Below are 21,448 nucleotides of genomic sequence, written 5' to 3'. Positions count from 1 at the left end.
TGAGTCTGCCCGGCGGCGCAGACCGCGGCCCGGGCAATAAACACTGGCTCACAGGCCGAATATTGCCTCAATTTCAATTTTGAGATCCGCAGAAAACAGGCGGCTGACTTCTACGAGCGAGCTGGCGGGTAGATGATCGCTGTAGTTCCGGTAAAGCACTTTGCGCAACTCGTCGATCTCATCAAAAGAAGTGATAAAGATCGTGACTTTGATAAGAGACGAAAAATCGATGCCTTCGACGCGGGCAACGGTTCGTATCTGCGTAAAAACCTCCTCCGCCTGTGCGCCAATACCGGCCTGCTGCGCACGGGTGCCAAACGCGGTGAGCCCTGAAATATAGAGCGTGTTCCCGTGCTTAACCGAATGAACGTAGGGCGCCTTGACCTCGCCCAGTTCAGGGTAATTTTTCCGTACCATCTGACTCATACCGATATCCTTATTTAAGTTAAAACTGACAACCCTTCTGACATGCTGTTGTTACCGCCCAGCGTAGCCGTATCAAAGGTATTTTTACCGATTCGCTAAAAGCCCGTTCTTACTGGCGCCAGCCGCGGACGCGTTGTGATTTCACGCCACAGCCAGCCTGCTCCATCTCCACTCCATAATCTGAACAATATCACTCAATCCTCCTTCGTCAGAATATTCATTACGCTCAGGAGGAATCATGAACAAGCTGAACTACTCTCTTAAATACGTCGAATACTTATTCAGAAAATGCCGGGGAATGATGACTTCGGATCTTTACTTTCATACTGCCAAACTCAACAAAGCGTCGCAAACCTTTGCCAATCTCAAAAAACCTATCACGCTGAGTGAGAAGATATGCCACCGCCTCGTCTTCGATCATAACGCCCTTTATACTCTGCTGGCCGACAAACTGGCGGTCAGAGAATATGTCCGTACACGAACGCAGCTTGTGCAGGTGATACCGTTAATTGGCGTTTACCACCGCGCAGAGGATATTGATTTTAGCAGACTCCCGGCAAAATTCGTGTTGAAGTGCAATCATGACTGCGGCAGCACCGTTATATGCACCGACAGAGACAATTTTAATCCGGCCAATACCTTAAACCGACTCAAGCTGGCGCTCAAAAAGAATATGTATTACACAACCCGAGAGTGGCAATATAAGCATATTGCCCCGGTTATTCTCTGTGAGATGTTTATCGACTTATTTTCTGACCGAGATAAGAACGTTACGCCTGAAATGTTAAGAATACACTGTTTTCATGGGGTAGCCTGCTTTGTGGAGGCTGATTTCACCGATAAACAGGGGCGCGAATATATTAATGTCTATGACAGATCGTGGCGGCTGCAGCCTTTTCAGATGGAATATCCAAACACGCCGGGGCCGGTACCTGAACCCGAATCCTTTCATCGCGCCGTCACTGCCGCGCAGGAATTGGCAAAAGAGATTGACTACTGCCGTGTCGATCTGATGCTAAAAGAAAATGAAATCTATTTCAGTGAAATAACATTAAGTCCGAAGCGAGGTAAACTTAATATCACACCGGCGATATGGGATGCTAAGCTCGGGGACATGTGGCACTGATGTCTCCAGAAACAGGCTCAATTGAGCCTGTTTTGTCAGGGCAGGTTGACGGGCCATGATAATTTAAAAATCGAGTGATTTTCTCGTGACAACCGATAGCTCACGCTGCCGCCGTGAGCGAGCATAATCGCTTTGACGACCGATAATCCCAATCCGCAGCCTTGAGGATTAATATGTCTGGCATATTCTCCGCGCTGAAAAGGTTCAAATAACAGCCGCTGGAGTTCTTCAGGAATTCCGGGACCGCGATCCTGAACCAGAATATAATTTTCTTTGCCAGAGGTTCCATTCTTTACCAGCAAAGTTCGGGAGGTGGAATATTTTAACGCATTATCGAACAGTACCGTCAGGCACTGCGTCATACGCAAAGGATCGCAAACGCACAACTGCTGCTTGAGTTCAGTGATAAGGGTGAACCGCTTGCTGCGAAACTCCGGTAAAAAAGTGTCAAGCGCGCTGGTAATCGTCGCTTCGAGATCGACCTCGCTGAGCGTCAGCGTATAGCCGGCGCCGCCGGAGGAACTTACGACCCGCAGATCCTCGATTAAATTAGTCAGGCCTTCCGTTTGTCTCAGCAGGTTTCTGAATAGCGCGGGCTCTGGCTCAAACACCCCTTCGACCAGCCCCTGAAGCCTTCCGCGCAGAATAGTGACGGGAGTTCTGAGTTCGTGAGCGATGGCCGCGTTCCACAGATTTCGCTGAACGTCGAGGGTCTGCAGCTTTTCCGCCATTTCATTGAAATCATTAACAAGATTATTAATCTCGCCCAGCTGAGAGCTGGTTCCGGACGCTCTTGCGCCAAGATTGCCCTGCGAAATTTGTTTCAGGCTCTGGGCAACGGCATTTAGCGGCGTCAATATTCTGGCAGAGAGTTTCACGGTAAAAAACAGCGATACCACCAGACTGGTGACTGAAGCTATCATGATCCACAGCCAGTCCAGCAAGGTCATATCATCTTCGCTCCCGGAGACGGCGCCTCCCGGCAGGTAGTCAATCAAGAAGCTATAAAATAGATAAGAGCCCACCACGGCGATAGCGATAATAATGAAGGTTAACGACAGCATATAGGTCAATATCTGACGGCTCAGAATCGTTTCTTTGTTCATTTTTTCTCACCTAACCGATAGCCCACTCCTCTGATGCTCTCCGGGATGCCTTTGAGCCCCGCGTGTTCAAGCTTTTTCCGCAGTTTACTCATATGGCTATCAACAGTTCGATCAAGTGAATCCCCCTCGGGCAGGCAGGCATCGAGTAACTCTTCGCGTGAGCACACCTTTCGCGGACTGCGCGCCAGGTAGGTCAAAAGCTTAAATTCGGTGGTGGTCAACACCGGGGTGACAATCTTATTCTCGACGGTAATTTCCACATAAAATTCATCGGGATAAATGGTCAGAAACGGCAATCTTAATGGCCTTGAATTGGCGACTTCGGCATTCGGCCGGGTTCTGCGGAGTACCGCTTCCACTCTGGCGATCACCTCGGAGGGATTAAACGGTTTTATCACGTAGTCATCTGCGCCGAGCCTCAGTCCCATCAGTTTATCGACGTCCTGATCAAGCGCGGTCACCATGATAACCGGCACGTTAGTCTCTTTGCGTAAGGTCGTCAGCACGTTCCAGCCATCATAAACGGGTAGATGGATATCCAGTAACACGAGGTCCGGTTTATGCAGACGGGTAAGATTTATCGCCTGCTCGCCGTCCTCCGCCCGACAGGTTTTCATTCCCGCCCGATGTAAATAGCCTGTCAGAATAGCGGCAATTTCATCGTCATCCTCGGCGATAATTATCAGATTGCTTTTGTTCATTTTAGTTTCCACATTACCGATAATAGATTTTATTTTATCTTAAAAAGATTTTATGCCGTACTTGTTTAAACATTCTACAACCTAATCTCAGGCACCAGCCGCGAGTGGATATTTTCCCTGTTAAAAGCAATGTGACAAGCCAGGAGTTAAAAAGTTGCACACGCCGCATTTTTTCCTGCCGATATAAAGCACGCGGAACGCGTCTCCATACTGGCTACACAATCACGAAATAAACAATCAACATACCGCTGCGACAATCCTTCATCGAGGAAGAAAAGTGAAAGCGTGAGTGTGACACGCACGCCTGAGAATTCAGCTCGCCAGGCAACTGATGTGGGCCCCTGTCAGAGAAAACATTATGGAAAGCTTAAGTAATATTCGTCGTGAAAAAGTTCTCGCTGCCTTTATATTTTCCCTGACAGCATGGGCGTTACTTTATTTATGGTTATACCTGGTACATGCCATTGATGAAAAGGTAGCTTCCACGACGCTGTCATCGCCATTGGTCCATGCCAGCATCACCTTCTCAGTCCTGGCGTTTATATTCCAAAAGAAACCTGGCGCGTTAAGAGAATTAGCGATTATCGTCTTCTGGCTGGTATTAATATTTATTTATAGCATTGTTGTATTTAATATACTTTTGAATATCATACCCGACATATATGATATTATCTTTTATTATGAGTGCTTTTTGCTGATCGTTTTCTGCGGTTCTCCGGCGTATTTATTGATGCGGATAATTTGATTTTAGGCCATGAGAAAGATAGCCCTCTTTAGCCGAGTGCGGCAGCCGCGTTCATAAGATTAACCGGGAATATGCATACACACTCCCTCCATAAATCGGCCATTGGCGGTCAACATCGCGCATTTAGACTTAGCCTCTTCCTCCTCGGCCTCGTTCTGGCCGGATGGCGATATATGCCATTCGCGCAGGAGACAATTGCTCGAACGTTGCCGCCTGGATGACGCTATCGCACGAGTTTACCGGAGGATAGGCCCCGGGAAACCGAGCGGTCATCCTGAATTTACTGACCTTTTTGTTTGTTGACTGGATGTCTATCTGATGCCGCACTTTTTTATTGAACGTCCTATTTTCGCCTGGGTGGTCGCGCTGTTTATCGTGCTGACGGGAATATTGTCCATTCCGCGCCTGCCGGTTGCGCAATATCCTGCCGTCGCACCGCCGGGCATTATTATTTCGCTCAGCTATCCGGGGGCCAGCCCGGATGTGATGAATACGTCTGTTGTTTCACTTATCGAGCGCGAGATTTCTGGCGTGGATAATTTGCTTTATTTTGAATCCACCAGCGATACCACCGGCATGGCTTCCATTACGGTAACCTTCAGACCGGGAACGGACGTTAAGCTCGCGCAGATGGATCTGCAAAACCAGATTAAAATCGTCGAGCCGCGTTTACCACAGGCGGTAAGGCAAAATGGCATAACGGTTGAGGCGGCCAATTCCGGCTTTCTGATGATGGTGGGGTTAAAATCCCCGACGGGAGAGTATCAGGAGGCTGATTTAAGCGACTATTTTGCTCGCAATGTGATCGATGAGCTGCGCCGCGTCCCTGGCGTTGGCAAAGTCCAGCTCTTCGGCGGGGAAAAAGCGCTGCGTATCTGGCTGGATCCTATAAAGCTCCACGGTTACGGGCTTTCCGTCACGGACGTGGTGAGCGCTGTCGGCCAACAAAACGTGATTGTTTCTCCCGGCAGAACGGGAGATGAACCAACGACGCCGCAGCAGGCCGTTACTTATCCGATAACCGTTAAAGGTCAGCTCTCATCGGTTGAGGCGTTTCGCAACATTACCTTAAAATCTGAGGTGACTGGCGCACGGCTAAAGTTGGCTGATATTGCGCGCGTGGAGTCCGGGTTACAAAGCTATGCTTTTGGCATACGAGAAAACGGCGTTCCCGCCACGGCTGCCGCTATTCAGCTCTCTCCCGGCGCAAATGCGATCGGCACGGCATCGGGGGTCCGCGCGCGGCTGGCGGAGCTTTCAGGCGTGCTTCCTGAAGCAATGGCGTTCACGGTTCCGTTTGATACCGCCCCCTTTGTGAAGCTTTCTATTTTGAAGGTGGTGGAAACCTTTGCCGAAGCAATGGTGCTGGTGTTTCTCGTTATGCTGCTGTTTCTGCACAAAATCCGCTGCACGTTTATCCCCGCAATCGTAGCCCCGGTGGCGCTGCTGGGCACCTTAACGGTGATGCTGTTTAGCGGCTATTCCATCAATATCCTGACCATGTTCGGCATGGTGCTGGCAATCGGCATCATTGTTGATGACGCTATTGTTGTTGTGGAGAACGTTGAGCGCCTCATGGAAGAAAAGGGGCTCTCCCCGAAGCAGGCCACGCGGGAAGCGATGAGTGAAATCACCCCGGCCATTATGGGTATTACGCTGGTGCTGACCGCGGTATTTATTCCCATGGGTTTTGCCGACGGGTCGGTAGGGATTATTTACCGGCAATTCTGCATTTCTATGGCAGTATCCATTTTATTATCGGCATTCCTGGCGCTGACGCTCACCCCTGCCCTTTGCGCTACGTTACTTCGGCCGCATCAGCCTGACCGGAGCAAAGGCGGCTGTTTTTCCGCGTGGTTTAACGCCCGTTTTCACCGCCTCGCCTCATTTTACGCCTCCGGGCTCGGGTTTGTTCTGAAACGGACCGGACGCATGATGCTGCTGTATACCGCGCTCTGTCTCGCGCTGTATGCCGGTCTATCCTCATTACCTTCGTCATTTTTACCGGATGAAGATCAGGGTTACTTTATGTCGTCGATCCAGCTCCCTTCCGACGCCACGATGCAGCGTACGCTTAAGGTGGTACAACGATTTGAAGATGAAATTGCCGCGCGGCAGGCCGTTGAAAGCAACATCATGATCCTGGGATTTGGGTTTTCAGGCTCAGGGCAAAACTCTGCCATGGCTTTCACCACCTTGAAGGACTGGAAAAATCGCGAGGGCGCGACCGCCCAGGGTGAAGCAGAGTATATTCAAAGCAGTATGGAAAGCGTTCCCGATGCCGTCACGATGAGCCTGCTCCCTCCGGCTATCTCCGACATGGGGACCTCATCCGGGTTTACCTGGTATTTGCAGGACCGTGGCGGCAAGGGCTATCCGGCCCTGAAAAAGGCAGCGGATGAGCTGGTAAAGCGTGCGAACCAGAGTCACCTGTTGAACGATGTCTATATCGATGGGCTCCCTGAAGGGAGTAGCCTGATGCTTAACGTCGACAGGGAAAAAGCGGAAGCGATGGGCGTATCGTTTGATGAGATTAACCAAACGATTACCGTCGCAACGGGCTCCAGTTACGTCAATGACTATACCAATAATGGCCGGGTTCAACAGGTGATCGTTCAGGCGGATGCGCCCTACCGTATGCAACCGGAGCAGTTATTGACCCTGTCGGTGAAGAACCGCTCGGGGCGGATGCTTCCTTTGGTGGCGTTTGTGACGCTCTCCTGGAACGTTGCCCCGCAGCAGCTCAATCGCTATCAGGGATATCCGGCCATCCGCATTAGCGGAAGCGCCGCCGCGGGCGAGTCCACGGGTAGCGCAATAATGGCGATGGAGAAGCTGGCGGACCAGTTGCCGGCGGGTTTCGCCGGAGAATGGGCGGGGAGTTCGTTACAGGAAAAGCAGTCCGCGTCACAGCTGCCGGGGCTGATAATACTCTCGGTGCTGGTCGTATTCATGGTGCTGGCCGCACTCTATGAAAGCTGGTCGATTCCCTTCGCGGTAATGCTTGTGGTTCCTCTCGGCCTGCTCGGCGCGGTTGTGGCCGTGACGGTGGCGAATATGACCAACGATGTCTTTTTTAAAGTGGGCCTGATAACCCTGATTGGCCTTTCCGCTAAAAATGCGATTCTGATTGTGGAATTTGCCAGACAACTGATGAGCCAGGGAATGAACGTGGTGGATGCAACATTACTCGCCTCAACGCAGCGCTTACGCCCAATACTCATGACCTCGCTGGCATTTACATTAGGCGTCGTACCGCTGATGCTGGCCAGCGGGGCGAGCGACACGACCCAGCATGCCCTGGGAACGGGCGTCTTCGGGGGTATGATAAGCGCAACGGTGCTGGCTATCTTCTTTGTCCCCGTCTTTTTCGTCATGATTACGCGGTGCATTAAACAACGTCGGAAAGGGGAAAACACCCCGCGCCATATTAAATAGCACGAGGTTGGTACGAGCGCAGCTGGAACGACAAGACGAGTTTTACGCTGCGTTAAGGGAAAGGATGTCGCCGCGCTTTAGACTCGCTTGCCTCACTCGTTCGGCGGTCTTGTCGTCAGCCGCTAAACAGCGGCTGTTAAGGCTAATGGCGCGCGCTTTTCATGGTATCCTGCCAGCCCGGATTGCACGGCTCTTTTGTGCCTGGAAGATAAAATTTTCCGGACGAGTCAGGCTGCGTGCCGCCGGGGCAACCATCGCGTCCAGACGCGGTCGCGCTGCCATCAGAGCCATTGCCCCCATCCGAGTTATTCCCATTCCCGCCGTCGCCGCCATTCCCGCCGTTAGCGGCATAGGCTGAGCATGCGCACAGCATGAAGAAACACACCAAAAAGCGTCTGACCATCACTATCCCCTGTCATCGGATTTAAATACTGACTGAAAGCCGATGAATTGTACGCGCTTCCAGAATCCGTTGAACGCATTTCTGCCGCATCGCCGGATAAGAAAAACCGTACGCAACGCGGCTGTCGTTGCGCTCAGGGACAGGACATGGAATAAGGGAGGAATAATCCTGGGACAGGCCGTCGTGATATCGCCAGCACGGCTTTCGCTATCGCGGGCGTAACGCTATAAATCGTTATTTATCGCACAGTATGACATGGGTGGCGGCAGGGCCTTTGTCATCTCTATGGAGTATGGCATATTCAACTTTCTGGCCTTCAAACAGAGTATTAAAATTATCACCACGCAGCGCCGAGCAATGGACCGAGATATCTTTACCGCCATCGAGAGGTGAAATGAAACCAAAGCCCTTCGACTCATTATACCACTTGACCAGACCTTTAATTCTTGAGGACATACTGACTCCTTGCGCATCAGGTAATTGACAGAAAACGTGTCGGATTAAACGTATGGACTCAAAAGAAAGGGGGTATCAGCGATAGCGCCTGGTAATGAGAACGGGCCGGTAAAATTTTTAAGTGCATGCGTTTTTTCGGATTAATAATTTCATTAAGGCATGAATACCATTAATAAGCAAATGAAATTTTAGCCGTCCAGATACCCCGATGGGGATTAATAATGAGAAACGGCCTAAATTAATCGCGCTGCGACCGGTGATATGGCTTCACCGCCGGGTGAGCCTGTTCGGAAAAATAAAAAAACATTCTCTGCAGATTCATCCACGTTACCGTAACCAAAAATCGAGTTAACCCAATGAAATACTGAAAGTTATTATCATTACGTCATCAACAAGGCGCTGGTGAATCACTCCCTCTCTTCCCGTATCACTCTCCGCCCCGGCAATATCAATTGAAATAAGTCTTGCTATCCGCGGTGAAGTATGTGACTAATGATTGGTCGGTTAAGTACACAGACATAATAAAGCGGTTCAGTAAAGCAGTCCTCATCTTAAGTGTTATCCATTGATAATTCTTCCTTTTGAGTCTCCTTATCGTTATTAATTAGATTCTGTGCGAAACCTTTTCGCCGTAAGGCTCAGATATGTTGAGGTATTATCAATGTCTAATAAAATGACTGGCTTAGTAAAATGGTTTAATGAGTCGAAAGGCTTTGGTTTCATCACCCCGGACAACGGTAGCAAAGATGTGTTTGTACATTTTTCCGCTATCCAGGGCGGCGGTTTTAAAACCCTGAACGAAGGCCAGAAAGTCGAATTCACCATTGAAGATGGCCAGAAAGGCCCTTCTGCCGGTAACGTCTTCGCCATCTAAGCTGCGCTTTATTTGCTGGCGGTAGATTTCAGCTTCGCTGCCGATGATGGACTCACGCCAGTTAAAAAACCCTGACATCATGTCGGGGTTTTTTCGTTATATCGCGAGGCAACGGATCCTGCGGGTTAAAACCGATGGTTATTCTATTGGCTGCCGCTGATGAAATCCCTGACCAAATCACAATGCGTCTTTATTTCACTATTTTTATCAACGAAATTCACCTTCCCCGCCTTGTTTAACGAGCTTGCTCCATTTTAACGTCCCAGCAAACTATGACTCCCACCAGATCGGAATTTTTATATTCGGCGACGGAAATAAAGCACCTTAGAACAATAGCGCATTAAGTTATGAATAATATGTGCAACGCGCCGTAATTTAAGCGAAACCGGTTAGGTATCAGCAAATAACATTCGGGCATGAGTTAAACCAAAAAATAATAATGCACTGATAACAAACTCCGTTATCGTGTTCGCGTAATACGTTGTTTTTCAGAAATGACTTTCTCATCAGGGTAAAAATATGCCAACAAAAATTCATAAATTGCTGTTGTCGCTGGCGATCGCCGCCGCGCCTTTTTTCAGCCATGCCGAAGAGTCCACCTGGGATCATATTAAGCAATCGGGCGAACTGCGCGTCGGCGTCGCGCAGGGGGAACCGTGGTATTTCAAAGATCCAGCCACCGGTCAGTGGAACGGCATTGGCTATAACGTGGGTAAAGTACTGGCAAAAGATTTAGGCGTAAAACTGGTGCCGGTGGAGACCACCTGGGGAAATGCGGTCGCCGCGCTGCAGGCTGGGCAGATTGATACCATGCTGGTGCTGGACCCCACCGATGAACGCCGCAAAGCCGCCGACTTTTCCGACCAGCCTTTCCTCTGGTATGCGCAAGGGGTCCTGATCCGCGACGGCGTGAAGGCCGAGAGCTGGGAAGATCTCAATCGCCCGGATATTAAGATTGGCGTCACGCTCGGCAGCAGCCCGGACCTGATACTGACCAAAAAATTACCCAAAGTGCAGCTGGTGCGCTTTACCAATATGGATGAAGGCGTCGCAGCCTTCTACGCCGGACGCGTCGACGTCCTCTCGTACGTTCACCCGGCGCTGGCTCTGCAGCAGGCAAAAGTGCACAAAGGCAACCTGATTCTGCCAAAACCGATTATTGCCATCAGCACCGGCGGCGCGCTGCGCAAAGAGAGCGATCCCCGCTTCCGCAACTTTCTGAATGAAGAGTTTGCCAAAATTTACCAGTCGGGACAGAGCAAACAGTTTTATGAAGACGCCCTTAAGCTACGCGGTGTGGATATCAGCAAAGTGCCCTCGGTGATTAAAGAAGAGTGGAAATAAGCGACTACTCTCCTGGCGCGGACAGAAGCGGCGAGATTGCCGCGCCAATGTCCGCGCAGCGTTCCATATCCAGCAGAGCGTCAATCAGCCGCGCTGCCCGCGGCGCGCTGAGGCGTGATGACAGGTTGGCCACACATTTATCAACGATCCGCTGTTCCGGCAGCGGATTTTCTGCACACCCCGGCGGGAAGTCGATACGCTCTCCGGCGATCGTCCTTCCCTTTACCACAATGTCCACGCGCGCGGCGGGACGGCGATGCTGCAGCATCAGCTGTTCAAAGGTCTCATCGGCGATGATTTCAACCCGGTCAGCGAAGGCAAGGAGTGGCGCCGCGCCGCGCGTCCGATCGCTGCTCCACTGGTGACGCGCGATTTTAAACGCCAGGCAGGCTATCGCCAGCGGCAGACTGAACTGCGCATCGGTATTGCTGACGGGACGCGCGTCGGCGAAAAAACGGGCCAGGGTAAAACTACCGTAAACGCGAATCCGCTCAATCGACTCTGGCGACGGAATACGGTCCAGCAGACGCTCAAACGACGCCAGCGCGGTATGCATCCAGCGGCATACCGGATAGTCTTTGAAGCTGGCGTGCCTGAGCTGCCAGTGCGTCGCCAGATGCTCCGTCAGCCGTTCTGGCTGAAAGCGGTCGGAGCCTGACATCCGCCAGAACCCCTGTTCACCATCGAGTATCTCGCGCGGCCCCACTATCCCCGCGAGGTGTAGCTCCACCGCGCGTACGCCGGCCTCTGCCGCCGGCGCGTTGTAATCCTTAAACGAAACCAGTGGACGCGCCTGCCAGTTGTATTTATGCAACGTGGGCAAAGGGGTTAACGAGGCGGCCAGTCCCAGGCTATTTTCCAGCCCCGCGGCATCGCAGCCGCGCAGTAAACCATACGCCACCGCCGCCCCCAGCGATTCGTGCTGGCACACGCCGTACACTTGTTGAAACCGTTCAGGACTCGGCTGCTGAGAGATAATCACGCGGCTATTGATTTCCCAGGCCGCCACCAGAGAGGTCAGCAACGCCCCGCCGCTGACCGGCCCGCCCTGGCCCACCGCGGCCAGCGCCCCGGCCACCAGCGTGGCGCCGGGATGCCCCATCCCCCGCCCGGCGACTTCAAAACCATCGTCATAATCCAGCGCGTTTATCGCAGCGGCGTTGAGGAACGCGGCGCCGCTGGCGGAGAGCGGAGTTCCACCGTCGAGCACCGCGCTTCTGCCGGTCGCGTACTGGCTACGAATAACCCGCGTGCTTTTCCGCAGCACGCTGTCTTCGCAGCCGGCAACGCCGCAGCCCAGGCTATCGATAAAATGCAGAGCGATCCTGGCTTTCACCGACGCCGGTATCGCAGCCGGGGTGAGTTCGCCGGCAAAACGCGCCAGCGTAGCGGTTAAGGAATCAGAGTCTGGCATTGCTTTCTCGCGTAAATATTTATAACCAAAAGAGATAATAGCAATGGTTTTTATTATTTAATTATCACATTTCGCTACTGCTAAGATGATGTCGTTCTAAAACCATCACCATCGTTTTGCGTTTTTCAGGGGTTCCAGAACTATGTCGTATCAATGGGATTTTGCCGCCATCTGGCCATATCGCATGCTGTTGCTGGAGGGGCTGTGGGGTACCATTCAGATCGGCGTCACCAGTATTTTATTCGGCATGCTGGCCGGCATTGCGCTGGCGTTGATGAAGGCCTCGCCGCTAATGCTCTTCCGTCTTCCGGCGCTGATACTGATCGGCTTTTATCGTAATACTCCCGCTATCGTCCACTTCTTCTGGATCTACTACGCTCTGCCAGTCGTCAGCCCGCTGACGCTCTCGCCGTTTGCTGCCGCGGTACTGGCGCTCTCCTCCCAGTCGGCCGCGTTTTATGCCGAAGTTTACCGCGGCGGCATCCAGTCGATCGGCGCCGGACAATGGGAAGGCGCGAAGGCGTTGGGCATGTCGCGCGCCACCGCGCTCCGCCGGGTCATTTTCCCTCAGGCGCTGCGCAGAATGATTCCTCCTTTCCTTGAGCGTTCTTTCGAACTGCTCAAATCCACCGCCCTTGCTTCGTCTCTGGCGTACAGCGAGCTGCTGTATCAGGCGATGCAAATCAACAGTCAGACTTACCGGCCCCTGGAAGTGTATTCACTTATTGCGGTGATGTACTTCACTCTGCTGCTGATTATCAGCCAGGGCAGCCAGCTGCTTGAACGACGCCTTGCCGTCTCCGACTCACGTTAACGAGAGAACAACCATGCATTATCAGTGGGACTTTTCCCTTGTCTGGCAAAACTTGCCGGTACTGCTAAAGGGACTGGGCGTTACGCTGGAGCTATGGCTGCTGGCGGGAATTGTCGGCACGCTGATCGGGCTTGCCGTTGGCGTCGTCCGTGCCCGCGGGCCGCGCTATTTTTATCCTCTTACCAGCGCCTTTGTCGAGGTGTTCCGCAATACGCCGGTGCTTATCCAGCTCATCTGGTTCTACTATGCCTTTCCGGTGCTGGTGGGCATTCAGTTTTCCACTTTTGGCGCCGCCGCGCTGGCGTTAACCCTGTACACCGCCGCCTACAGCACCGAGATTTTTCGCGCCGGGCTACAGTCCATCGAACGCGGGCAGTGGGAAGGGGCAAAAGCCTTAGGCATGCCGCCGGGCGTGATGCTGCGGCGTATTATCCTGCCGCAGGTATTTCGCCGTATGTTGCCAGCCCTGACAAACCGCATGATTGAACTGGCGAAGGTGACCTCCCTGGCCTCGATTCTCACGGTTAACGAACTGATGTATCAGGGCAGGCTGCTAAGCAGTACCTGGTATCGCCCGGTGGAGATTTTCACCGTCGTCGCCCTGCTCTATTTTGTGCTGATCTGGCCCGGAAGTTACCTGGCGGCACGTCTGGAGCGCCGCTACCGTCCACATCCTTAATATGATGAGAAAGGCCATGTCAGAGAAAAAAGTCGTCATGCGGATACGCGCCCTGCACAAACGCTTTGGTGCGCAAAGCGTGTTACAGGGCATCGATTTAGATATCTATGCCGGTGAGAAAATCGCCATCATTGGCGGCAGCGGCTCGGGTAAGAGCACCCTGCTGCGCTGTCTGAACTTTATGGAAATACCCAGCGCTGGCACCGTAGAACTGGACGGCGTTACCCTCGGTAAAATCGACAGCCGCGGTCAGCGGCGCTATAGCGAAAAACAGCTGAGCGATGTTCGCCAGCGCGTGGGGATGGTGTTTCAGCAATTTAATCTCTTCCCGCATCTCACGGTGCTGCAAAATGTCAGCGAAGCCCTGATATCGGTGAAAAAGATGCGTCGCGAAGAGGCGATGCGCATTGCCCACGCGCAGTTGGAAAAAGTGGGGCTCGGCCATAAGCACCAGGCCTGGCCCGGCAGCCTGTCCGGCGGTCAACAGCAGCGCGTCGCTATTGCTCGCGCCCTGGCAATGGCGCCAGAGATAATATTGTTCGATGAGCCCACCTCGTCCCTCGACCCTGAACTCGTGGGGGAAGTGCTGCATACCATCCGTGAACTGGCAGATGAGGGGCGGACGCTGCTGCTGGTCACTCATGAGCTGGGCTTTGCCTGGCATTTCGCCGATCGGGTGATTTTTATCGAAAACGGCGTGATTCATGAAATGGGCCCCCCGGAAGAGGTGCTGCGCCATCCGCGCCAACCGCGCACCCAGGCCTTCCTTTCCCGTTTCGCTGAACGGGCATTTTAACCGCAAGGAAACATGATGAGTTTAGCTCTCTCCGCTCAAAGCAGTCAGGCATACCTGCAGGATACGCGCAACGACAATGTGCAAGTGTACGTCAACGGCGAATTCGTTCACCGCGATCGCGCCACGGTTTCCGTTTTCGATTCCGGCTACGTCTGCGGCGATGGGGTCTGGGAGGGGCTGCGGCTGGTGAACGGCAAGCTGATCGCCCTTCAGGCGCATCTCGATCGCCTGTTTGCCGGGGCGGCCGCTATCCAGCTCAATATCGGCCATAGTCGTGAGGAGCTAACCAATATTATGTACAGCACGCTGAAGATCAACGGTATGACGGACGGCGCCCATCTGCGGCTCATGATCACCCGCGGCAAAAAGCGCACGCCAAATCAGGACCCGCGCTTTATCCTCGGCGGCGCCACTATCGTCTGCGTGGCGGAATATAAGGTTGTGGATGAACAGGCCAAACGGCGCGGCCTTGCCCTGTTCACCTCGACCTATCGTACCAGCGCGCCGGATGTTTTCGATTTGCGTCTTAATTCCCACAGCCGCCTGAATTTGATCCAGGCGCTATTGCAGGCGCTGGACGCCGGCGCAGATGAAGCGCTGATGCTGGACCCTCATGGGTTTGTCGCCAGCTGCAATTCCACCAACTTTTTTATCGTACGCCAGGGCGAGCTGTGGACCTCAAACGGCCTGTACTGCTTTAACGGTATTACCCGCCACACTATCTTGTCACTGGCGCGCCAGCAGGGCCTCGGCGTGCAGGAAAGATCCTTTACCCTTGCCGAAGCCTTCACTGCGGACGAAGCTTTTGTCACCGGAACGCTGGCAGGTATTACCCCGGTAAACAGGCTCGACGGCAGGCGCTTCGACCTCAACGAAAATCCGGTGACCCGACGTATCAGCGGCTGGTATCAGGACTATTTACAGCAGGCCGAGTCGCCGCCCGCCGACCATCGCCGGACGAAAAAAAACCCGCAGAGATAGCGCGGGTTGATTCAAATGCAAATCCATTGACTGCAAATAACATCACAATAACCAGGCGTTATTTTATGATGTGCATCACAAAAACATCACCCCCTGTTCGGGGGGATACTGACTTCTCCCGGGCCTCTCTTTATCCTCCCCGCGCGCAGCGTGGAGGGCTAAGGGCATAACGTGTCGGCACCAGCGCAGTCCTGATTCGCGCAGCGCAAAGATCGCCTGAGGGATTTTTGCTTTTTTTGCAGCCGGATGTAAGAATCGACAACAATTTTTATGGGTCAACGCGTTCACTGATGCCGCTCACCGCAGGGGCTGGGATATCGGCCATCGGGATGACATTGCGCATACGTCGTTGCAGCGTGCCGCCCGCCATATCAAATGAATGACTGCTCGCTACCAGAAACCCTCTGTATTACTTCATTCCACGGGAAACAGTATGAAGCCAAAACAAGCGGAAATTATCCGCCAGTCAATGTCTCTGTTTAACAAAGAGGGGTATCAGTCGCCGAGTATTGACCGGATATCGGAGAATGCGGGCATCTCCAAAATGACCTTCTACCGCTACTATGCGGATAAAGAGGCGCTCATTCTTGATATTTTACAGCAGAAAGAGAGTGAGTTTATGCAGGCGCTGCAGGAGATTACCGCCGATAAACCTTCAGGCCGCGAGAAGCTGTTTGCCGTCTTCGAATATTACAATAACTGGTTCACCTGTGAGGATTTCCACGGCTGCATGTTCACCCGCGCCCTGTTTGAATATGGAACCTCGTCTTCCGCTATCCGGGCGACATGCTCACGGTTTAAATCGCGCCTCTACCAGTTTTTCCGCGACATTCTTACCCTGCTGTTAAAACCGGAACCTGCGGAACGGGTGGCGATGATGATGCTCATGCTGATTGACGGCGCCATTGCCGCTCAGCAGGCGGAGTCCTCGGAATGCCGGGAGATCCCTCCCGGAATAACGGCCTGGAGCGCGGCAAAAGCGCTTATTTATTCAGAGGGCGGCACCCTCTGACTCGCGTTCAACAACGGTACGTAACGCCTCCAGCAGACAATCGTAGTAATCGCAGCAGGTCTGAAGACGCAGCGCTGCGCCAACGTAGACCTCCTCCAGCGCAGCCGGGTTTTTATTGCCGATCGGAACGATAACGTTATTCAGCCACCCATCGGCGTGACCGATATCAACCTCGATATGTTCCGCGTAATAATGCACGTCGCGATCCGTAAGGCCAATGCGACGGCACCCGGTCACGAGCTTCTGGTACTGCGGCGGGTCCAGCAGTTCCGTCATCGCCATCACGCCGAGCGATTTGTAGTAATGCTGACGGTTAACGCCGCCCAGCATGAACGCGTTATACCCGGCGAGCCCCTGCCAGTCATACAGATGGGCGAAATGGTTTTCAGGCAGCGCAATATCTCTGCGCTTCAGCAAATCCTTATACAGATTAACGTGCGTAAACTCCTGGCTGCCCTGGCCTATTTCATCCCAAAGGTTCTGGGCAATCTCTGCACGCGTTTCTGGCAGAGAGCCGACCAGCCCCATCGCGACCAGATCGAAAAACAGCAGATTGAGCGCGCTATCGCTTTTGAAGAAATAGTCTATTTGCGTAGCAGAGGCGGAAGAGGAGAGAAAATCAAAGAGGGGATGGTGCGAAGCCGGATGTTTCTGACATAAATGACGGAGTTCCTCAACGATATTCCCGGCGTCAAGCGCGGGTATCGGGAAACTGAAACGTTTTTTTTCCACCCGGAGCCATTCTGATTCGATGTAGCTTCTGATCCCGCAGAGTAATGGATGAAACTGGTTTTTTGCCGCCGCCGATAGCGGTTCCGCCAGCCACGCCTGGTAGAGTTTAAACAGCGCGCTGTGGGCACGTTTTTTCGCTTGCGGATCGTTGGCGGTAAAAGCCTTAGTACAGGTATTTTCGGTCAGGTACCAGGCTCTGTCCGCCAGTAGCGGATTGGCCGTCAGTTTCAGTGAAAGCGCGTTGCTGTGAAGAAGCTGGTCAATCATGTCATCCAGAGAGAGCCTGGCCATTGCGGAATGTTGTTCGTTCCCGGTGAAACCATTTTCTGTCTTACGCATTGATTTATCCCTGTTTAATGCATGGTATATATACGTTATCGTACAGACAAATATGCTGCAATCAGATTTTTTGCACACAGGTAACTAATTTTTAAACATATGATTTAAAATAAAAAAATAATAAAACCGCCCAATAACCATAAAATTTAATTGATATATTAAAAAAAATAAAGTTACCATTTAGTACAGTTCGAAGCGATGCAAGGAATGAGCATGCCTTACCTGTTACTCACGCTGGCGGCCCTGTTTTGGGGAGGGAATTATGTCGTAGGGCATATTCTCGTTCAGGGCGCGGATCCGATTCTCATGACCGAAGCGAGATGGGCGTTGACCGCACTACTGCTGGTATTGCTGTATCAGCGGCAAATCCGCGACAGTCGGCCGTTGTTCCGCCAGAATGGCGCAACGCTGCTGGTTCTAACGCTGTGTGGACAGGTGAGCTTTCCCTTAACCCTCTATATTGGTCTGCAGTCGACGTCTGCGCTGAACGCAGCGATTTACATGTCTGCGACCCCCTGTATGGTGCTGATGATTAATCGCCTGATTTTCCATGACCGGGTATCGGCGCGGAACTGGTGGGGCGTGATCTTTAGTACCGCAGGGGTGCTGCTGCTCCTGCTGCATGGCAACCTGAGCAACGCAGAGGGGCTAAAAGGGTTTAGCCAGGGCGATCTGTGGGCAATGGGCTCGGCGCTAAGCTGGGCAGTATACTGCTCGCTGTTGCGTAACAAAGATCGTCGTATCCCCGCCAATGCTTTCGTCGCCGTCAGTTCGCTTCTTGGCGCCCTTATTCTGCTTCCGGTGGTGATTTTCTGGCTGTGGCTGCACCCCGCCACCTCATTCGCCGCCTACCACGATATCGCTTTCCTTACTGGACTGGCGTATCTGGTGATTTTCCCCTCGTGGCTGGCCTACCTGTTCTGGAATAAAGGCATCGCGGCTATTGGCGCGACTCGCGGTGAGATTTATACCCATATTATTCCGCTTTCCGGCGGCATATTAAGCATTGTGTTTTTACATACCCAGCCGCATCTCTATCATTTACTGAGCTCGCTATTAATTTTGACCGGAATCGCGATTTGCTCATTCGCTAAAAAAGCAGCGGCGTATTCATAAATAATAATCTAACGTTTTAACCCATATTCACCGAAGAGTTTAATATGCTCAGGATATACTTATACCTTATTCTCGCCGCATCGGTTTCCGCGCTGGCGACAGATATGATCGTGCCCGCGCTGCCCCTATTACAAAAAGCGTTTACTACCGATTATTCGGCTATTCAGTTAACCATTAGTGGTTTTCTGGTGATATACGCGGCGAGCCAGTTATTATCAGGATTTCTTGGCGAAAAGTTGGGTAAATTACGCGTACTGACGGCCAGCTTTTTGCTTTTCCTCGCGGGCAGCCTCCTCTGTTTTATGTCCGATAGTTTAATGATGCTGTTGGCCGGCAGGGCATTACAGGCCCTGGGCGCCGGCGCCGGGCCGGTCCTGTCTAAAGCTATCGCTAAAGAGACGTTCTCCCCGCTAACGCTCAAGCGCGCGCTTTCCGATATTTCTTCCGCCAGCGCGGTGGTTCCTCTTATTGCGCCGCTGGCCGGCGCCGCGCTCCTCGGCTATCTGAGCTGGAATTCGATATTCCTGGTTATGGCCCTGTTTAGCGTCGTCACCCTTGTGCTCTCTCCGCGTCGCCTTGAGCAGCATGATGCGGCCGCGGCGCCCTCCTCTTCCGGGTTTATCACCCCGGCATTTATTCAGGGAACGCTGCTGGTTTCGCTGATTCTGAGTTCGCTGTTTTGCTATATCTCGCTGTCGCCGGCCATTTTTATGCAGCAGCTGGGGCTAAGCACCATGCACTACTCGCTGCTCTTTTCTGCTTCCGTATTATTTTTTATTATTGGCAATCAGATCGCAAAATTCGAGCGAATAATTAACCCGTGGATTTTATTTATCCTGAATGCGCTGGCGGTTACCCCATTTATTATCGGCAGCCACTCACTATTATTATGTATCGCCGGATCGATGATTTTTAACCTCACCCTTGGCGCCTATTACCCGAGCGCGAATTTTATCGCACTGCAAATCAAAGGCAGCAAAACAGGTATTGCGGCGTCCGTCACCGGATTTATTCAAACGGTGAGCGCCGGCGCCATCAGCTATTTCGCCGTAAAACTAACGGATACCGGTATGGGGTTTGACAGAACCCTCGGTGCCAGCACGTTAACGCTGGCAATTCTGTCTCTTCTGGTAGTCACGACAATGAAGGTAACGCAATGGAAAACTGGCAAAAAAGGAAAATAGACAGGTCGCTAAAATATCAGACCCGGGTATTCTCTGAACATATTAATGAACTGGTCGCGGTAAAAAGGGACGGCAAGGTCATTACCCTCGACGATGGTAGAAAAATGGTGGAATTTGTCTCATGCTCTTATCTTGGGCTAGAGACTCACCCGGCGCTGAAAAAAGCGGTTGTCGACGCCATTGAGCGTTTTGGCGTGCAGGTTTCTGTCGCCAGAACGCGGGTAAAAGTCGATCTGTTCCCGCAGCTGGAAGCACGACTGAACGACATCATGCATGGAGCTCATACTCTGACGTTTAACGCCGTGACCCCTTGCCATATCGCAGTGCTGCCGCTGCTGGCATCCGGGACGCTGCCGCATTTTACGTTCAGCAAAAAACCCTATTTTATTATGGAGAAGACCGCGCACGCGACGTTGCAGATCAACCGCGGGCTTTTACAGCAGTTTGGGGAAGTCGTCAGAATTGATTTTCAGGATAAGGCGCGGATTGAAGAGGCTTTTCGCTATGCGGCCAGCCAGGGATTAACGCCGATCTCGGTATCAGACAGCGTAGGCTCAATGGGCGGCGTCGCCCCCGTCGCGCATATTGTCCGCCTGGCGCATCAGTATGACGGCTACGCGTATATAGACGATGCGCACGGCACCTCTATCTACGGAGAGTACGGTTCCGGATACGTTATGTCATGCCTCGGCCATCGGCTTGACGAACGTATTATTATCGCCGGCTCGCTATCTAAAGCCTTTGGCTCACACGGCGGATTTATCGCCTGTCGCGACGCTGAGACCATCAAATTTATTAAGACCTACGGCACAACCTACGCCTTTGGTGGGCCGCCTTCATTGCCTGGAATTGCCGCCTGCGTAGCCGCCGCCGATCTCCACCTGGACGGCACCGTCGCTGCCCGCCAGGAGAAGCTTCAGAACGTCATTCGCTATTTTGACGAAGTTTTCGGCAAGATCGACATCGTTAACCGGGGTACGACGATGCCGATTCGGGGGATCCTGATTGGTAACGAAGATCTCGCCATCACGATGTGCAAAAAACTGCACGATCGCGGCTTCGCGACGACCGTGGCGATGTATCCAACCGTTGAAGAAGGGCACGCCATTCTGCGCTGCGCATTGTCGGCGCTCCACGAGAGCGGGCAAATCGACGACTTCCATAAAAACTTCAGAGAATCATTGGCTGAAGCCACGAAATAAATAGCTGCTGCCGGCCTGCTTCGGCAGGCCGCCTACGGATGCTGGTCTCTTTTGGATGTATTGCCGTTTTAGCCTCACTGATGTCAGCCTCAATCGGTTTGAGTGATTATCTCGAGGATATGCTGAACAAAATTAACCGTCGGGGCTCACGCCCGCTGGCCATATTTTGACCTATTTTCCTGCCGCGCTGGCCTGTATTTTTGCCCCGCAAGGATTTTTGTCTGCCCTGGCCTTTGCCGGCATCTCGCTGGTGCTGTGGAGTATATTATTGCCGCCTTATTTACTCATTAAGGCCAGGCGTTCCGCACTGCCGGCGGTATATTTTTTCCCGGCAAGTAACTTCATCCTGAAAATGATTATTGCCGTTGGAGCCATACTCTGGCTACTGATGATTTACGCTTTTCTTTAATAAAAAAGAACCGGGATAACCCGAATATTCAAAAACTCCCGGTTTTCCCAATCTGACAGCCGAACAATACACCATGGGGCCCAATATTCATCGCTATATTCAGGCGTGATGAAAAGCGCCGCGGACTGCGGCGCTTTTCTCTGCTTTCGGA

General features: G+C 52.5%; 20 protein-coding genes. 14 read left to right on the top strand and 6 right to left on the bottom strand.

The window, feature by feature from the left end:
- Positions 1–48: 48 nt before the first annotated feature.
- Positions 49–426, bottom strand: coding sequence for a RidA family protein (locus BJF97_RS10925; protein WP_032693387.1), 378 nt, complete (start codon positions 424–426; stop codon positions 49–51).
- 238 nt (positions 427–664) lie between these two features.
- On the opposite strand from BJF97_RS10925, the gene BJF97_RS10920 reads away from it, so the two are divergent.
- Positions 665–1,552, top strand: coding sequence for an ATP-grasp fold amidoligase family protein (locus BJF97_RS10920; RefSeq protein ID WP_014228740.1), 888 nt, complete (start codon positions 665–667; stop codon positions 1,550–1,552).
- 35 nt (positions 1,553–1,587) lie between these two features.
- Here the strand turns inward: BJF97_RS10920 and BJF97_RS10915 are convergent, their stop codons facing one another.
- Both BJF97_RS10915 and BJF97_RS10910 read right to left on the bottom strand, forming a co-directional pair.
- Positions 1,588–2,658 (bottom strand): ATP-binding protein, encoded by a 1,071-nt coding sequence (locus tag BJF97_RS10915; protein ID WP_014228739.1) that lies wholly within the window; start codon positions 2,656–2,658, stop codon positions 1,588–1,590.
- The gene (locus BJF97_RS10910) at positions 2,655–3,359 is read right to left on the bottom strand and encodes a response regulator (RefSeq protein ID WP_004131145.1); all 705 of its coding nucleotides are present in this window, start codon (positions 3,357–3,359) and stop codon (positions 2,655–2,657) included. Before BJF97_RS10910 ends, BJF97_RS10915 begins: the two co-directional genes overlap by 4 nt.
- A gap of 358 nt (positions 3,360–3,717) precedes the next feature.
- Between BJF97_RS10910 and crrC the strand changes: the two genes are divergently transcribed.
- Positions 3,718–4,104, top strand: a complete 387-nt coding sequence (gene crrC / locus BJF97_RS10905) for a colistin resistant protein CrrC (protein WP_014838032.1) — start codon at positions 3,718–3,720, stop codon at positions 4,102–4,104.
- A gap of 318 nt (positions 4,105–4,422) precedes the next feature.
- Positions 4,423–7,542: a multidrug efflux RND transporter permease subunit gene (locus tag BJF97_RS10900; protein WP_032693386.1), complete on the top strand. Its 3,120-nt coding sequence runs from the start codon at positions 4,423–4,425 to the stop codon at positions 7,540–7,542.
- 637 nt (positions 7,543–8,179) lie between these two features.
- Here the strand turns inward: BJF97_RS10900 and BJF97_RS10890 are convergent.
- Positions 8,180–8,401, bottom strand: a complete 222-nt coding sequence (locus tag BJF97_RS10890; RefSeq protein WP_004849645.1) for a cold shock domain-containing protein — start codon at positions 8,399–8,401, stop codon at positions 8,180–8,182.
- Between the two features lie 661 nt (positions 8,402–9,062).
- On the opposite strand from BJF97_RS10890, the gene cspE reads away from it, so the two are divergent.
- Together cspE and BJF97_RS10880 are read left to right on the top strand one after the other, a co-directional pair.
- On the top strand, positions 9,063–9,275 hold the full coding sequence (cspE, locus tag BJF97_RS10885; RefSeq protein ID WP_004849644.1) for a transcription antiterminator/RNA stability regulator CspE: 213 nt from the start codon (positions 9,063–9,065) through the stop codon (positions 9,273–9,275).
- 519 nt (positions 9,276–9,794) lie between these two features.
- Positions 9,795–10,619: a transporter substrate-binding domain-containing protein gene (locus tag BJF97_RS10880; protein ID WP_032693384.1), complete on the top strand. Its 825-nt coding sequence runs from the start codon at positions 9,795–9,797 to the stop codon at positions 10,617–10,619.
- A gap of 4 nt (positions 10,620–10,623) precedes the next feature.
- Here BJF97_RS10880 and BJF97_RS10875 read toward each other — a convergent pair whose 3' ends face one another.
- Positions 10,624–12,033: an MmgE/PrpD family protein gene (locus tag BJF97_RS10875; protein WP_032693383.1), complete on the bottom strand. Its 1,410-nt coding sequence runs from the start codon at positions 12,031–12,033 to the stop codon at positions 10,624–10,626.
- Positions 12,034–12,175: 142 nt separating this feature from the next.
- Here BJF97_RS10875 and BJF97_RS10870 point away from each other — a divergent pair, with 142 nt between their 5' ends.
- The 5 genes from BJF97_RS10870 to BJF97_RS10850 all read left to right on the top strand — a co-directional run bounded on the left by BJF97_RS10870 (position 12,176) and on the right by BJF97_RS10850 (position 16,315).
- Positions 12,176–12,847: an amino acid ABC transporter permease gene (locus tag BJF97_RS10870; protein WP_032693382.1), complete on the top strand. Its 672-nt coding sequence runs from the start codon at positions 12,176–12,178 to the stop codon at positions 12,845–12,847.
- A 13-nt stretch (positions 12,848–12,860) separates the two neighbouring features.
- On the top strand, positions 12,861–13,526 hold the full coding sequence (locus tag BJF97_RS10865; RefSeq protein ID WP_014228720.1) for an amino acid ABC transporter permease: 666 nt from the start codon (positions 12,861–12,863) through the stop codon (positions 13,524–13,526).
- 16 nt (positions 13,527–13,542) lie between these two features.
- A complete protein-coding gene (locus tag BJF97_RS10860; RefSeq protein ID WP_032693408.1) occupies positions 13,543–14,322 on the top strand; it encodes an amino acid ABC transporter ATP-binding protein in 780 nt (259 codons plus the stop codon).
- 15 nt (positions 14,323–14,337) lie between these two features.
- Positions 14,338–15,303, top strand: coding sequence for an aminotransferase class IV (locus BJF97_RS10855; RefSeq protein ID WP_032693380.1), 966 nt, complete (start codon positions 14,338–14,340; stop codon positions 15,301–15,303).
- A gap of 433 nt (positions 15,304–15,736) precedes the next feature.
- Complete coding sequence (locus BJF97_RS10850) at positions 15,737–16,315, top strand: TetR/AcrR family transcriptional regulator (RefSeq protein WP_004849617.1); 579 nt, start codon at positions 15,737–15,739, stop codon at positions 16,313–16,315.
- Here BJF97_RS10850 and BJF97_RS10845 read toward each other — a convergent pair.
- Entirely contained in the window at positions 16,295–17,386 is a 1,092-nt protein-coding gene (locus tag BJF97_RS10845; RefSeq protein WP_014228717.1) for an iron-containing redox enzyme family protein, read from the bottom strand. The two genes, BJF97_RS10850 and BJF97_RS10845, sit on opposite strands and share 21 nt — an antisense overlap.
- Before the next feature lie 213 nt (positions 17,387–17,599).
- Between BJF97_RS10845 and BJF97_RS10840 the strand changes: the two genes are divergently transcribed.
- The 4 genes from BJF97_RS10840 (at position 17,600) to BJF97_RS35065 (ending at position 21,297) form a co-directional block, all read left to right on the top strand.
- Positions 17,600–18,502 (top strand): DMT family transporter, encoded by a 903-nt coding sequence (locus tag BJF97_RS10840; RefSeq protein ID WP_014228716.1) that lies wholly within the window; start codon positions 17,600–17,602, stop codon positions 18,500–18,502.
- A gap of 44 nt (positions 18,503–18,546) precedes the next feature.
- A complete protein-coding gene (locus BJF97_RS10835) occupies positions 18,547–19,686 on the top strand; it encodes an MFS transporter (RefSeq protein WP_032693379.1) in 1,140 nt (379 codons plus the stop codon).
- The gene (locus tag BJF97_RS10830) at positions 19,659–20,888 is read left to right on the top strand and encodes an 8-amino-7-oxononanoate synthase family protein (protein WP_014228714.1); all 1,230 of its coding nucleotides are present in this window, start codon (positions 19,659–19,661) and stop codon (positions 20,886–20,888) included. Before BJF97_RS10835 ends, BJF97_RS10830 begins: the two co-directional genes overlap by 28 nt.
- Positions 20,889–21,054: 166 nt before the next feature.
- The gene (locus tag BJF97_RS35065; RefSeq protein ID WP_032693378.1) at positions 21,055–21,297 is read left to right on the top strand and encodes an aromatic amino acid transport family protein; all 243 of its coding nucleotides are present in this window, start codon (positions 21,055–21,057) and stop codon (positions 21,295–21,297) included.
- Positions 21,298–21,448: the final 151 nt, after the last annotated feature.

The sequence above is a fragment of the Klebsiella sp. LTGPAF-6F genome (assembly GCF_001753185.1).
GTDB lineage: Bacteria > Pseudomonadota > Gammaproteobacteria > Enterobacterales > Enterobacteriaceae > Klebsiella > Klebsiella michiganensis.
Note: the sequence above shows the minus strand (reverse complement) of the source record. Positions and strands in the feature narration are given on the sequence as shown.

Excerpts from the sequence above, each read along its gene's own strand:
- BJF97_RS10900 (WP_032693386.1), top strand. The coding sequence starts at position 4,423 with ATGCCGCACTTTTTTATTGAACGTCCTATTTTCGCCTGGGTGGTCGCG.
- BJF97_RS10880 (WP_032693384.1), top strand. The coding sequence starts at position 9,795 with ATGCCAACAAAAATTCATAAATTGCTGTTGTCGCTGGCGATCGCCGCC.
- BJF97_RS10855 (WP_032693380.1), top strand. The coding sequence starts at position 14,338 with ATGAGTTTAGCTCTCTCCGCTCAAAGCAGTCAGGCATACCTGCAGGAT.
- BJF97_RS10890 (WP_004849645.1), bottom strand. The coding sequence starts at position 8,401 with ATGTCCTCAAGAATTAAAGGTCTGGTCAAGTGGTATAATGAGTCGAAG.
- BJF97_RS10915 (WP_014228739.1), bottom strand. The coding sequence starts at position 2,658 with ATGAACAAAGAAACGATTCTGAGCCGTCAGATATTGACCTATATGCTG.
- BJF97_RS10870 (WP_032693382.1), top strand. The coding sequence starts at position 12,176 with ATGTCGTATCAATGGGATTTTGCCGCCATCTGGCCATATCGCATGCTG.
- crrC (WP_014838032.1), top strand. The coding sequence starts at position 3,718 with ATGGAAAGCTTAAGTAATATTCGTCGTGAAAAAGTTCTCGCTGCCTTT.
- BJF97_RS10910 (WP_004131145.1), bottom strand. The coding sequence starts at position 3,359 with ATGAACAAAAGCAATCTGATAATTATCGCCGAGGATGACGATGAAATT.
- BJF97_RS10850 (WP_004849617.1), top strand. The coding sequence starts at position 15,737 with ATGAAGCCAAAACAAGCGGAAATTATCCGCCAGTCAATGTCTCTGTTT.
- BJF97_RS10865 (WP_014228720.1), top strand. The coding sequence starts at position 12,861 with ATGCATTATCAGTGGGACTTTTCCCTTGTCTGGCAAAACTTGCCGGTA.
- BJF97_RS10835 (WP_032693379.1), top strand. The coding sequence starts at position 18,547 with ATGCTCAGGATATACTTATACCTTATTCTCGCCGCATCGGTTTCCGCG.
- BJF97_RS10875 (WP_032693383.1), bottom strand. The coding sequence starts at position 12,033 with ATGCCAGACTCTGATTCCTTAACCGCTACGCTGGCGCGTTTTGCCGGC.
- BJF97_RS10830 (WP_014228714.1), top strand. The coding sequence starts at position 19,659 with ATGGAAAACTGGCAAAAAAGGAAAATAGACAGGTCGCTAAAATATCAG.
- BJF97_RS10860 (WP_032693408.1), top strand. The coding sequence starts at position 13,543 with ATGTCAGAGAAAAAAGTCGTCATGCGGATACGCGCCCTGCACAAACGC.
- BJF97_RS10920 (WP_014228740.1), top strand. The coding sequence starts at position 665 with ATGAACAAGCTGAACTACTCTCTTAAATACGTCGAATACTTATTCAGA.
- cspE (WP_004849644.1), top strand. The coding sequence starts at position 9,063 with ATGTCTAATAAAATGACTGGCTTAGTAAAATGGTTTAATGAGTCGAAA.
- BJF97_RS10840 (WP_014228716.1), top strand. The coding sequence starts at position 17,600 with ATGCCTTACCTGTTACTCACGCTGGCGGCCCTGTTTTGGGGAGGGAAT.
- BJF97_RS10845 (WP_014228717.1), bottom strand. The coding sequence starts at position 17,386 with ATGCGTAAGACAGAAAATGGTTTCACCGGGAACGAACAACATTCCGCA.
- BJF97_RS10925 (WP_032693387.1), bottom strand. The coding sequence starts at position 426 with ATGAGTCAGATGGTACGGAAAAATTACCCTGAACTGGGCGAGGTCAAG.